This is a genomic window from Streptomyces sp. NRRL S-378 (genome assembly GCF_000720645.1).
GTDB lineage: Bacteria > Actinomycetota > Actinomycetes > Streptomycetales > Streptomycetaceae > Streptomyces.
In genome coordinates, this window is record NZ_JOBX01000075.1 from 17,236 (window position 1) to 28,292 (window position 11,057).

15 protein-coding genes are annotated in these 11,057 nt (G+C 72.3%); 2 read left to right on the forward strand and 13 right to left on the reverse strand.

The window, feature by feature from the left end; genetic code table 11:
- The first annotated feature begins 85 nt into the window (after positions 1 to 85).
- Entirely contained in the window at positions 86 to 1,375 is a 1,290-nt protein-coding gene (locus IH80_RS0133420; RefSeq protein ID WP_420708901.1) for an MFS transporter, read from the forward strand.
- A 21-nt stretch (positions 1,376 to 1,396) separates the two neighbouring features.
- Here IH80_RS0133420 and IH80_RS45070 read toward each other — a convergent pair whose 3' ends face one another.
- From IH80_RS45070 to IH80_RS0133440, 4 genes are all read right to left on the reverse strand, one after another.
- Positions 1,397 to 1,570 carry a hypothetical protein gene (locus IH80_RS45070; protein ID WP_158717287.1) on the reverse strand — a complete coding sequence of 58 codons (174 nt, stop codon included), beginning with the start codon at positions 1,568 to 1,570 and terminating at the stop codon, positions 1,397 to 1,399.
- A 244-nt stretch (positions 1,571 to 1,814) separates the two neighbouring features.
- Positions 1,815 to 2,756, reverse strand: a complete 942-nt coding sequence (locus IH80_RS0133430; RefSeq protein WP_030965461.1) for an aldo/keto reductase — start codon at positions 2,754 to 2,756, stop codon at positions 1,815 to 1,817.
- Positions 2,757 to 3,000: 244 nt separating this feature from the next.
- Positions 3,001 to 3,249, reverse strand: coding sequence for a hypothetical protein (locus tag IH80_RS0133435; protein WP_030965462.1), 249 nt, complete (start codon positions 3,247 to 3,249; stop codon positions 3,001 to 3,003).
- Positions 3,250 to 3,293: 44 nt separating this feature from the next.
- Positions 3,294 to 3,806: a hypothetical protein gene (locus IH80_RS0133440; RefSeq protein WP_030965463.1), complete on the reverse strand. Its 513-nt coding sequence runs from the start codon at positions 3,804 to 3,806 to the stop codon at positions 3,294 to 3,296.
- 185 nt (positions 3,807 to 3,991) lie between these two features.
- On the opposite strand from IH80_RS0133440, the gene IH80_RS0133445 reads away from it, so the two are divergent.
- Positions 3,992 to 4,366 (forward strand): hypothetical protein, encoded by a 375-nt coding sequence (locus IH80_RS0133445; RefSeq protein ID WP_030965465.1) that lies wholly within the window; start codon positions 3,992 to 3,994, stop codon positions 4,364 to 4,366.
- Between the two features lie 6 nt (positions 4,367 to 4,372).
- On the opposite strand, the gene IH80_RS0133450 is transcribed toward IH80_RS0133445, so the two are convergent.
- The 9 genes from IH80_RS0133450 to IH80_RS0133490 all read right to left on the reverse strand — a co-directional run bounded on the left by IH80_RS0133450 (position 4,373) and on the right by IH80_RS0133490 (position 10,991).
- Positions 4,373 to 4,759, reverse strand: coding sequence for a hypothetical protein (locus IH80_RS0133450; RefSeq protein ID WP_030965466.1), 387 nt, complete (start codon positions 4,757 to 4,759; stop codon positions 4,373 to 4,375).
- Between the two features lie 326 nt (positions 4,760 to 5,085).
- On the reverse strand, positions 5,086 to 6,003 hold the full coding sequence (locus IH80_RS0133455) for a MurR/RpiR family transcriptional regulator (RefSeq protein WP_030965467.1): 918 nt from the start codon (positions 6,001 to 6,003) through the stop codon (positions 5,086 to 5,088).
- Positions 6,004 to 6,066: 63 nt separating this feature from the next.
- Positions 6,067 to 6,774 (reverse strand): NADPH-dependent FMN reductase, encoded by a 708-nt coding sequence (locus tag IH80_RS0133460; protein ID WP_199819344.1) that lies wholly within the window; start codon positions 6,772 to 6,774, stop codon positions 6,067 to 6,069.
- 129 nt (positions 6,775 to 6,903) lie between these two features.
- Complete coding sequence (locus tag IH80_RS0133465) at positions 6,904 to 7,245, reverse strand: TcmI family type II polyketide cyclase (protein ID WP_030965470.1); 342 nt, start codon at positions 7,243 to 7,245, stop codon at positions 6,904 to 6,906.
- Positions 7,246 to 7,266: 21 nt separating this feature from the next.
- The gene (locus IH80_RS0133470) at positions 7,267 to 7,746 is read right to left on the reverse strand and encodes an SRPBCC family protein (protein ID WP_030965471.1); all 480 of its coding nucleotides are present in this window, start codon (positions 7,744 to 7,746) and stop codon (positions 7,267 to 7,269) included.
- 1 nt (position 7,747) lies between these two features.
- A complete protein-coding gene (locus IH80_RS0133475; RefSeq protein ID WP_030965472.1) occupies positions 7,748 to 8,002 on the reverse strand; it encodes an acyl carrier protein in 255 nt (84 codons plus the stop codon).
- A 42-nt stretch (positions 8,003 to 8,044) separates the two neighbouring features.
- A complete protein-coding gene (locus tag IH80_RS0133480; protein WP_030965473.1) occupies positions 8,045 to 9,283 on the reverse strand; it encodes a beta-ketoacyl synthase N-terminal-like domain-containing protein in 1,239 nt (412 codons plus the stop codon).
- Positions 9,280 to 10,551 (reverse strand): beta-ketoacyl-[acyl-carrier-protein] synthase family protein, encoded by a 1,272-nt coding sequence (locus IH80_RS0133485; RefSeq protein WP_030965475.1) that lies wholly within the window; start codon positions 10,549 to 10,551, stop codon positions 9,280 to 9,282. The genes IH80_RS0133480 and IH80_RS0133485 overlap by 4 nt, the downstream gene beginning before the upstream one ends.
- The gene (locus IH80_RS0133490) at positions 10,548 to 10,991 is read right to left on the reverse strand and encodes a cupin domain-containing protein (protein WP_030965476.1); all 444 of its coding nucleotides are present in this window, start codon (positions 10,989 to 10,991) and stop codon (positions 10,548 to 10,550) included. Before IH80_RS0133490 ends, IH80_RS0133485 begins: the two co-directional genes overlap by 4 nt.
- Positions 10,992 to 11,057: the final 66 nt, after the last annotated feature.

The window sequence follows — 11,057 nt, forward strand, 5'->3', positions numbered from 1 at the left end:
TGGGTGCCACGACGGGCCCGGAAGAAAACCCTTTGCCCCGATCGGGGCCGACGGCGCACGATGGCCTGCCGTGAGCACCTCCCGCCTGACCGCCGTACTGCCCGACCTCGCCCCGTGGCGTTCCAGCCGTGACTTCCGGCTCCTGTTCTACCAGGGGACGGTGACGTACTTCGGCTCCTTCATGGCGATGATCGCGCTGCCGCTGCAGATCAAGCACCTGACCGGCTCACCGCTGGCCGTCGGCGCGATGGGTGCGGTGGAGCTGGTCCCGCTGGTGGTCTTCGGGCTGTACGGGGGCGCGCTCGCGGACGCGGTCGACCGGCGGCGGATGATCCTGCTGACCGAGGCGGCGCTCGGGGTGCTGGCCCTGGTGCTCCTGGTGAACGCGCTGCTGCCCGACCCCCTGCTGTGGCCGCTGTACGTGGTCGCGGCGGGCGTGTCGGCCCTCGCCGGACTGCAGCGGCCGGCCCTGGACTCGCTGATGGCACGGATCGTGCCGCACGACCAGCTGACGGCCGCCGCCGCGCTCAACGGGCTGCGCTACCAGTTCGGGGCGATCGTCGGTCCGGCGCTGGCCGGCCTGGTCGTCGCCTACGCCGGACACGCCTCGGCCTACGCCGTCACGGTGGCGGGCTTCCTCGGCTCCGTCCTGCTGTGCTCGCGGCTCAGTCCGGCTCCGCCCGTCGAGGGCGCCGAGCGTCCGTCGCTGCGCGGGATCGCGGAGGGCGCGCGCTACGCCTGGAGCCGGCCGGTGCTGCTGGGGACGTACGCCGTGGACCTCGCGGCGATGCTCTTCGCCTTCCCGAACACGATCTTCCCGTTCCTCGCGGACGAGCTGGACGCGGTGTGGGCGCTGGGTCTGATGTACGCGGCCGGGGCGATGGGCTCGATGCTGCTGGGGCTGACCAGCGGCTGGGTCTCCCGGGTGCGGCGGCACGGGCTGCTGGTGGTGTCCGGGGCGGCGGTCTGGGGTCTGGCGATCGCCGCGGCCGGTGTGGCGCCCGGCATCTGGCTGGTGCTGGCCTGCCTCGCGGTGGCGGGCGCCGCAGACATGCTGAGCGGGCTGGGCCGCGCCACGATCTGGAACCAGACGATCCCCGAGGAACTGCGCGGCCGGCTCGCGGGCATCGAGGTGCTCTCGTACAGCGTGGGCCCCCAGCTCGGCCAGGTCCGGGCGGGCACCATGGCCGGCTGGACGGGGACCCGGCCCGCCTTCTGGAGCGGGGGGCTGGCCTGCGTGGCCTCGGTGGCGGTGCTGGCCGCGCTGCTGCCGAAGCTGATCTCGTACGACGCGGACACCGACGAGGACGCACTGCGCCGCCGGGCCGCCCGGGAGGCGGAGCCGAGCGGTGCGGGGGCCGGCACGGTGGTGTGACGCGGGCCCGGCGGGGCTGTCTCAGCCCTCCTTCTCGGCGAGGATCCGGTCGGCCGCGTAGTGCGGGCAGTTCAGGGCGTGCCAGGTCACCGAGAGGGAGCCCGCCCCCGTCCGCAGCGTGCGCACCGCGCCGTCGGCGGCGGTGGCCTTGCAGAAGGGGCACATGACGGTCTCCGGGCGTAGTAGATCGAACATGCCCTGTCCTTCCCGCAGGTTTCTCACACGGACCTGTCCAGAACTATCAAATCCGGCGCCATTCGGCCGCAGTACCCACAAGTACGGAGGGGAATCGGGTACCTCGGCCGCGCGGGAACGCCGCCGGAACGGCTCCGCTGCGGCGCATGCGTGCCGTCGCCGTCACCCCGCGGAGGCCGACGGAGCCGTACGGGTTGCGCGGCGTCGGCGTGCTGACGGGACCGGTGGTGTGCCGGTCCGCCGGTCAGGGGAGGGGGACGCCGCGGGCCGTGACCCAGAGCTCGTACCACTCTTCGTGCGTGAGGTCGGGTTCGCGCACGGCGGCGTCGCGGCAGGCACGGATCCGGTCGGGGCGGGCGGTGCCGATGACCGGAGCGATCCGCGACGGGTGCCGGATCAGCCACCAGAGCAGGACCGCCTCCGGCGTCGTGCCCTTGCGCCGGGCCAGCTCGGCCAGCAGCTCGGCGGTGGCCCGCTCGGCCGGTGTCTGCTGGCGGCCGGTGAACCGGCCCTGGGCCAGCGCACCCCACGCCTGGAGGCGGACGCCGTGGTCGCGGCAGTGCTCCAGGGTGCCGAAGGGGAAGCCGTTGGCCGTGGAGGCGGGGGTGTTGAGCAGCACCCCGGCCTCCACCCAGTCGCGCTGGTGCAGGCTCATCTCCACCTGGTTGGCCACCAGCGGCAGCTCCAGCCGGGCCTGGAGGTGGGCGATCTGTGCGGCGCCCATGTTGGACACGCCGAAGCGCCGTACCAGGCCCTGCCGGTGCAGGGAGGTCAGCGCCGACGCGATGGAGTCCACGTCCGCCAGGGGGTCGGGGCGGTGCAGCAGGAGGACGTCGATCACGTCCGTCCTCAGCCGGGTGAGGCTCTCCTCGACGCGGCGGGTGATGGTCTCGCCGCGCAGGTCGTACATGCCCGGGCGGTCCGCGTCGCCGAGCCGGATCCCGCACTTGGTCTGCAGCGTGATGCGGTCGCGCAGTCCGGGCGTCCGGGCGAGCACCTCGCCGAACACGGCCTCGGACTTGCCGTGCCGGTAGATGTCGGCGTGGTCGAAGGCGGTGATCCCGCTGTCGAGGGCGGCCTCGACAGCCGCCTCGGCGGCATCGATGTCGCCGGGTCCGTACGGTCCCGGCTCCCAGCTGCCGCCCAGGCCCATGCACCCGTACAGCACCCGGTCGTCGTCGTTCATGCCCCCACCCTCGTTCGTCACCGGACGCGCGCACGGTCGTCGGCGGGGACTTCAACTCGCCTCCGCCGGGCGCGGACAAGAAGTCCGCCTCGCCCTGTTCGTCCGTCCCGGCCCAACGGGCCGTTGGACAATGTACGTCAGTGCGCCGGCCCGTCGGCGCCAGGGGCGGAATATCCGATTCCGGCTCGCAGCGGTGGCCCCACCGCGGGGAGGCGCCGGCAGCGGGCACCCCGGGGGTACAGGCTCAGGGAAGGTCCTCCGTCGGCGGGTCGGCCTCGTAGACGTGGGGGGTGTCCGACTCCCACTCCACCAGTCCGGTGCCGCCGAGGACGACGTCGTCGGGGTCCGGCATGCCCGCACGCCGCAGGAACTCGATGAGGTCCTCGTCGGAACGGGCCAGGCCGAGGGACTCTTCCCGGTCGGCGGTCCGCAGGGTCACCTGCCGGCCTCCCGACGGGAAGATCCGGTGCACGACGACGGGGGCGTGACGCATACCCCCCAGCCTCCCCGGAGTGGCCCGCTCCGGCATCCCGGGAGTCAGCGCGTTCGGCCGACGGAGGCGGCGGCGTCCGCCGAGGCGCGGATGCGGAACGTGGCGGGGTCGGGGTAGGTGGCCTTCTCGGCGTGCACGACCGCCTCGATCTCCTCCTTGAAGGCGGGCTCGAAGAAGTCGATGCCGAGCAGCAGGCGCAGCCCCCGCAGCGTGGGGTCCAGCAGCGGGCGCGCCATCCGGGCCCCGCCGCCGCCGATGCCGGTGAATCCGGCCCGGACGACCGCCGGCCGGGCGGCCACCCGGTCCTCGACACCCGCCGTCGCGTAGCCGAGGATCAGCGCGAGCTCGGCGAGGAACTTCCGGGTGCCCAGGGCCATTTCCTCGGCGCCCTGGAGCGTCTGCACGGAACCGCCGGCCACCTTGAAGTCGAGGCTGGTGCGCTTGAGGCCGCGCGACTCGTACACCGCGAGCGCCTCCTCGAAGAGCCGCCCCGCCTCGTCGACCGCCCGCATGGCCGCCACCAGCTCGTCGATGTCGATGTCGATCTCGCGCTTCACGCTGCCTCCTGGTCCCGGAACTGTGCTGCACGCACCGTAGGAGGCAAAGTCCCGCTGCGGAACACCTCTGCGCGGTCGGATCCGAACCGGACACCGCGGCCGGGACCAAACCGTCGCCGCGAACCGGTCGTCGGGCCGGTCCGAAAAGCCCCGCGGCCGGGCCCGGGGCGGGGATACTCGGACGCGTGGAACTGCACATCGATCACCGCTGGCTGCTGGAGCGGCAGGAGGCGCTGTTCAAGGACGTGGAGGTGGCCGACCACTCCGCCCTGGTGGCCGCCGTGGCCCGGCACCGGGTCAACACGCCCAGCCTGGAGGTGGACGACCCCGACGCATACTGGCGGGCGGCCGCCCTGCTGGACGCGATCGTGTTGCTCCGGCCGCTGCCCACCTCGAACGAGTACTTCGCCTACGGGGTCGCCGTCGCCTACATGGAGGCCTCCGGAAAGGCGGTGGAGGCCTCCTACGAGCAGTGGCGCGACCTCATCACCGACATCCGCACGCTGCGCGTCAGCGTCTTCGACGTCGCCGCCCGGCTGCGCTCGTGGCAGCCGGCCTGAGGCCGGTCAGCGCCGGCGCTGGGCGGGGGTGCCCACCAGGAGCGCGTCCGAGACGAGCCGCGCACCCCGGGCGAGGCGGCTCAGCTGCTCCAGCTCCAGGGCGTACATCCTGATCGAGTTCTCGATGACCGACTCGGCTATGCCCATCGTGGGCAGCTCGGCCCGGCTGGTCTGCAGGGCCGCCCGCACCGCGCGCATCTCGTGCTGCAGCTGGAGCTGGACGTGCCGGGCGAGGAGTGCGTGGTGACGGGTCAGCGTCAGGTAGCCGCCGTAGCGGGCCGGGAGGAGGTCACGCAGCCAGCGCGTGGCCGTGCGCTCCCAGTCGTGCGTACCGGGCGCCTTGACCTGCAGGGGCCAGTCCGGGCTGAGCGTAAACGTGGCCGTCTGGGGCATTCTCGTCACTTCCGAGTGGTGTCGAAGCTCTGATCGAGACGTTCTGAAGGGGCGGCCTCGGCCCAGGGGTTGACCGAGGCCGCCATGGGCGCTCTGCGGGATCCGTAAGCCTGGACTCGTCCCGCGGTCGCGACGTGAGGAGGAGGTTCGTCGTACCGCGGCGCGTTCGAGAGGACGTGGGGTCGTCCTCCTTGGCATCTGGTGGATCAGGAGCGCCGTCGTCAGTAAACATATATACCGTCGAGTAAGCAAGCGTATGAAAAATTTCATGCACCTCGAAGGCTGAATATCGCCTGGTGAAGCCGGAGCGGAGCGGTGAGGAACCGCTAGAGGAAAAAGCCGTGCTGGTCGGCCACGTGCTCGTAGTCCTCCAGACGGGCCTGGGTCCGCTCGGGGTCCGCGTCCGCCATCGCCTGCAGCAGGGCCGCCGAGAGCATCCCGGGGGCCGCGTAGGAGTCGAACACCAGACGGGAACCGGTCGCCGCCGTCAGCGCCACGTCCGCCTCGTCCACCAGCGGCCCGAGGGTGGGATCGGTGATCAGGACCACCCGCAGCCCCGTACTGCGGGCCGCCCGGACGGCGGACAGTGTCTCCTTGGCGTGCCGCGGCATGGCGAACGCCAGCACCCACGTCCCGCCGGCCGCCCGCGACTGGAGCAATGCGTCGAAGGCGACGCTTCCGCCGCGCGTCACGAGGCGCACGTCGGGGTGGATCCGCCGGGCGGCGTACGCGAAGTACTCCGCCAGGGAGACCGAGATGCGCAGCCCGAGGATCGTCAGCGGCACCGAAGCGGCCAGCTCACGGCCGATGTCCAGTACCTGGTTGGTGTCGGCGAGCAGCCTGCGCACGTTCTCGAGGTTCTCGATCTCCGCGTCGACGGCGGCCTGCAGCTCGTTGCGACGGATCTGCTCACGGGTGTCCGGGGCGCCGGCCACCGCGCTCAGCGCGATCGGCTGGAGCACGTCGCGCAGCGCCGGGTAGCCGCTGAAGCCGAGGGAGGCCGCGAAGCGGGTCACCGAGGGCTGGCTGACGCCCACCCGCTCGGCGAGCTCGGTGATCGAGAGGAACGCGGCCTCGGTGAGGTGGTCGATCAGGTACTGCGCGATGCGCCGCTGGCCCGGGGACAGGCGGCGGCCGTCGAAGAGCGCGAGGAGCCGGTCGGCCGGAGGACGGACCTCCGCTGACGACTGACCGCTCGGCGTGATCGCAGCCGCTTGCGCGCGTGCCTGCTGCCCCGATGACACCGGAGGGCCTCCTTCTCACGTCACTCGCGCCAAACATAGCTCACCCCTCGTGGCCGATGATGATCAGTCCTGGGCGCGGGAGGTCACCGGGGCGTCGGTGCGGTCGCCCAGGAACTCGTACCAGCGGCGCTGCAGGCACAGGTAGCGGGTGTCGGCCTCGACGAGGTCGAGGAAGGAGCCGATCGTGGCGGTGAGCCGCTCGCCGAGGCCCGGGTCGGTCAGGGTGCCGTCCTCGGTGAAGGCCTGGTGGGCCCCCGCCAGGCTGAACATGTCGGGGTAGACGCGGGCGCCGAGGTGTTCGAGGGGCACGCGCAGGGCCCACAGGCCCCGGTTGCCCCCGACCATCGAGGGCGACGCCGAGACCAGCAGGGTCTGCTTGTCCTTGAAGGGCTGCGGACGGTAGCGGGAGACCCAGTCCACGGCGTTCTTCAGGACGCCGGGGACGGAGGCGTTGTACTCGGGCGAGGCGATGATCAGCGCCTGCGCGGCCTCGATCCGTCGGCACAGGGCCAGGGCGCCCTCCGGCAGTCCGTCGCCGGCCTCGGCGTCGCCGTCGTAGGGCGGCATGGGGAAGTCGCGGAGGGTGACGGGTTCCGCCACGGCCCCGGCGTCGCGCACCATCGCGGCGACGAGGGCCGCGAGCCGGACGTTGACGGAGCCGGTGCGCGAGGAGCCGGACAGGACGAGCGCGCGCAGTGAGCTGCGCGGGTGCCCGCCGTCGTGCGGGCGGCCCGGATCCGCCGGGAAGTGGTCGGGGTCTGTCGGGTTCATGCCGTCTCCTGATCCTCTGCTGCTGTCTGCTGCTCTTCCTCCGGCCGCCGGTGGCGGGCGGCGGGCGGGCGGCCGACGCGCGGCGGGACCCGCACACGCCGGTGTGCGGGTCCCGTCCGGGCCGCCGGGTCACTTCGCGCCGGGGTTCTCCCAGCGGTAGAACTCGTGGGCCATCGCGTCCTTCGGACTGCGCCAGGTCTCCGGGTCGTGCGGGCTGATGTACGCCTGGAGCCGGTCGCTCAGCCGACGGAACTCGGGGTGTTCCGTGACCTTGGCGATGGCCGGGCCGGGCGGCCGGTCGGCCTCGATGAAGTGCATGTAGACGTCGCCGAACTGGAAGAGGCTCCGGCGTGTGACCCCTACCAGGCGCGGCAGTTCACCCGCGTCCGAGTCCGCGAAGAGCTCGGCGATGTCGGGGCCCGAACCCGGCGCCATGCGGGCGACGATGAGGGCGCGGTGCGTGTCGTTCATCCGGCTGCTTGCCTTTCGTCCTCAGATACGGCTGGCGGCGGGGGCGCGGCTCTCGCGTTCGCGCTGCTCGATCTTGTCCCGGATGAGCGCCATCTGGATCGGGGAGTTGCGGTTGATGTTGTCGGTCATCCAGGCGTCGTCGACGGGTGCGTCCGGCTTCATCGCGAAGTCCTGGGTCCACTTCATCCGGGTGCCGCCGGGCACCTTGAAGTACTGCCAGTGGATGTCCATGTGGGCGAAGGGGCCCGTCTCCACCCGTCGGGCGCGGACCGTGAGGCCCTGGCGGTCGACGGTCCGCTCCGAGATCCAGCTCCACACCTTGCCGTTCTCGTCGGGGTGCATGGTCAGGCGGAACGTGGTCGTGTCGCCCTTCTGCTCGAGGATTTCGAGCGAGGCGTACTCGCTGAACAGCTGCGGCCAGCTCGGGAGGTCGTTGGTCATCTCCCAGACGAGCTCCACGGGCGCGTTGACGGTGATCTCGTTCTCGGTGTGTCCTGGCATGTCAGGCTCCGGTCATCAGGCTGTGGTTGACGAGGTCGAGGAATTCCCCGGGGGTCTTGCAGCGGTCGGCGTCGGTGGGCAGGGCCCGTCCGCGCCGGTTCTCCAGCTCACCGACGATGCCCAGCAGACCCAGTGAGTCGAGGCCGTACTCGTCGAACGAGGAGTCCGGACGGCTCGCCATTTCGGCGGGATCGACGGTGATGCCGGCGGTCTTCATCAGGGCCGCCAGTTCCTCCACGGTCAGTCGGTCGGACATGTGGTGCTCCCTTCTTGTGAGGGGCCGCGCGGGCCCGGCGGACTACGAGGCCGCCGGGGCGCCCTTGCGGACGACGAGCGCGGAGTTCGATCCCATCCGGCCGCGGCTGAGCACCAGCGCGGTGCGCAGTTCCGCCTGCCGGGCGCTGCCCGTCACCACGTCGAGGTCGTGGCACACGTCGTAGACGTTCGGGGTCGGCGGGACGATGCCGTGCTCCAGCGCCAGGACGGCGGCGGCGGTGTCGAGGGCGGGAGCCGCGCAGTACGCCCGGCCGGTACCGGACTTGGGCGCCGTGACCGGCACCTTTCGTCCGTGGTCGCCCAGGGAGCGCAGGATCGCGGCCGCTTCGGCCGCGTCCGCTTCCGGGGTCCCGAGGGCGTCGGCGAAGACCACGTCGATGTCCTCGGGGGCGCATCCGGCTTCCCGGAGTGCGCCGCGGACCGCGTGGGCCAGCCCCTCGCCGGCCTCGTCCGGCCGCCGGGTGCCGCTGAAGGTCGCGGCGTGGCCGGCCAGCGCGGCGCGCACGGTGGCGCCGCGACGGCGGGCCTCGGCCTCGTCCTCGACGACGAACATCGCGCCGCCCTCGGCGGGGACGTAGCCGCAGGCCTGGTCCGTGAAGGGGCGGTAGGCGCGTTCCGGGTCGTCCCGCGTGCTCAGTCCCTCGTACTCCAGCTGGCAGACGATGGAGTACGGCGCGAGGGGCGCCTCCGTCGCTCCGACCAGCATGGCCCGGCTGCCCCGGCGGATCGCCCGGTCGGCGTGCGCGAAGGCGTCGAGCCCGCCCGCCTCGTCACTGCAGACGACCCCGCAGGGTCCCTTCAGACCGCGGCGGATGGAGATCTGGCCGGTGCTCGCGGCGTAGAACCAGGCGATCGACTGGTACGGGCCGACGAAGCGCGGCCCCTGTTCCCACAGGTGCTGCAGTTCGCGCTGGCCGAACTCACCACCGCCGGAACCGGCGGCGGTGACGACACCGAAGGCGAAGGGGTCGCCCTCGTAGTCGGCCCTGCCGAGCCGGGCGTCCTCCAGGGCGAGGTCGGCCGCGGCGAGGGCGTGGTGGGTGAACCGGTCGGTCTGGACGAGGAACTTGTCCTCGACCAGGGATCCCGGGTCGAAGCCCCGTACCTCGCCCGCGACGCGCAGCGGCAGGTGCTCGCAGCCCGCCCTGGTGACGCGGTCGAGCACGCTCTGACCGGACTGGGTCGCCTTCCAGAAGGCGTCGGCGCCCACGCCGTTGGGGGCGACGACCCCGATGCCCGTGATGACCGTACGGCTGGTCACGAGACCTCCTCCTTCGGCCGGGTCATGACCACGGCGGACTGGAAGCCGCCGAAGCCGCTGCCCACGGAGAGCACGCTGCGCAGTTTCCGGTCCCGGGCGACCTTGGGCACGTAGTCCAGGTCGCACTCGGGGTCGGGCGTCTCGTAGTTGGCGGTGGGCGGCACCACCTGGTGGACCATGGCGAGGACGCAGGCTGCGAGTTCGATGGCCCCGATGGCGCCGAGGGAGTGACCCACCATGGACTTGATGGAGGTCATCGGCGTCCGGTAGGCGTGGTCGCCCAGGACCTTCTTGACCGCCGCGGTCTCGTGGCGGTCGTTCTGCTTGGTGCCCGAGCCGTGCGCGTTGACGTAGTCGATCTCGTCGGCGGCGATCCCCGCCTGGGCGAGCGCGGTTTCGATGGCCCGGGCCATCTCCAGGCCCTCGGTGGTCAGCCCGGTCATGTGGTGGGCGTTGCCGAAGGTGGCGTAGCCGCCGATCTCGCAGTAGACGGTCGCCCCGCGGGCGCGGGCGTGTTCCAGCTCTTCGAGCACGAGGACGGCGCCGCCTTCGCCGAGGACGAAGCCGTCCCGGTCGGCGTCGAACGGCCGGGAGGCGTGCGCCGGGTCGTCGTTGTTCGGCGAGGTCGCCTTGATGGCGTCGAAGCAGGCCACCGTGATCGGCGATATGGGCGAGTCCGAGGCTCCGGCGATGCACACGTCCATCCGGCCCTCCGCGATGGCGTGCACGGCGTACCCGATGGCGTCGAGTCCCGAGGTGCAGCCGGTGGAGACGGTCTGGACGGGGCCGCGTGCGCCCGTCTCCTCCGCGACGGCGGAGGCGAGGGTGGCCGGTGTGAACGCCCGGTGCAGGTGCCGGCCGGCCAGCTTGTGGTCCACATCCCACCAGGAACCGGACTGGCTCACCGCGACGTAGTCGTGCTCCAGCCGGGTGGTGCCGCCGACGGCGGTGCCGAGGGAGACACCGGTCCTCCAGGCCTCGTCCGAGGTGAGGTCGAGTCCGGCGCCGCGCACCGCCTCGCGGGCGGCGACCAGGGCGAACTGGATGTACCGGTCCGCACGGGCCGCCTCTTCGTCGTCGAGGCCGTGCGCGGCGGGGTCGAAGTCGACCTCGGCGGCTATCCGGGAGCGGAATCCCGTCGGGTCGAAGAGGCTGATGCCCCGTGTCGCCGTACGGCCGTTGGCCAGCAGGTCCCAGAAGTCGCGGACGCCGATGCCGCCGGGCGCGACGACGCCCACTCCGGTGACGGCCACCCGCCGGCGGGTCACGAGACCGCTCCTGTGCGGTCCGGCGGCTGCTCCCATGCGGTTCCCTCCGGGTTGGGGGCCTGCTCGGTGTCCACGTGCCCCAGTTCGGGGCGCGGGGCGAGGGGGCCGAGGTGGAAGACCATGCGGGCTTCGGTGTCCCCGACGTTGCGGAAGCGGTGCCGGGTGTTCAGCGGGACCAGGAGTCCCTGGTCGGTGCGCAGCGGGTGGGGTTCCCCGTCGAGGTCGACCTCCAGCCGGCCGCTGACGACGTACACGAACTCCTCGGAGTACGGGTGGTAGTGCTCGGCGATCGACTCTCCGGGGGCCATGATGGCCAGGCCCATGAAGCCGCTGGTCGAACCCACCGACGTCGGGGTGAGTACGGCCCTCAGGTCGCCACCGCGCCGGCGGTTGGGCGGCGTCTCGCTCAGGTCCACGATGCGTGGGCGCTGTTGGGTCATGGTGGGTGCCTCCTGGCGTGTGCGGAGAGCCTCGACGGAGATCGGGTGGGGTCGGGGGTCCGGGGG

What these genes read in the sequence shown, in the direction of transcription:
- IH80_RS0133465 (WP_030965470.1), bottom strand. Translation starts at nt 7,245, where the DNA reads ATGAACGACACGCACCGCGCCCTCATCGTCGCCCGCATGGCGCCGGGT.
- IH80_RS0133490 (WP_030965476.1), bottom strand. Translation starts at nt 10,991, where the DNA reads ATGACCCAACAGCGCCCACGCATCGTGGACCTGAGCGAGACGCCGCCC.
- IH80_RS0133460 (WP_199819344.1), bottom strand. Translation starts at nt 6,774, where the DNA reads ATGAACCCGACAGACCCCGACCACTTCCCGGCGGATCCGGGCCGCCCG.
- IH80_RS0133435 (WP_030965462.1), bottom strand. Translation starts at nt 3,249, where the DNA reads ATGCGTCACGCCCCCGTCGTCGTGCACCGGATCTTCCCGTCGGGAGGC.
- IH80_RS0133470 (WP_030965471.1), bottom strand. Translation starts at nt 7,746, where the DNA reads ATGCCAGGACACACCGAGAACGAGATCACCGTCAACGCGCCCGTGGAG.
- IH80_RS0133475 (WP_030965472.1), bottom strand. Translation starts at nt 8,002, where the DNA reads ATGTCCGACCGACTGACCGTGGAGGAACTGGCGGCCCTGATGAAGACC.
- IH80_RS0133450 (WP_030965466.1), bottom strand. Translation starts at nt 4,759, where the DNA reads ATGCCCCAGACGGCCACGTTTACGCTCAGCCCGGACTGGCCCCTGCAG.
- IH80_RS0133430 (WP_030965461.1), bottom strand. Translation starts at nt 2,756, where the DNA reads ATGAACGACGACGACCGGGTGCTGTACGGGTGCATGGGCCTGGGCGGC.
- IH80_RS45070 (WP_158717287.1), bottom strand. Translation starts at nt 1,570, where the DNA reads ATGTTCGATCTACTACGCCCGGAGACCGTCATGTGCCCCTTCTGCAAG.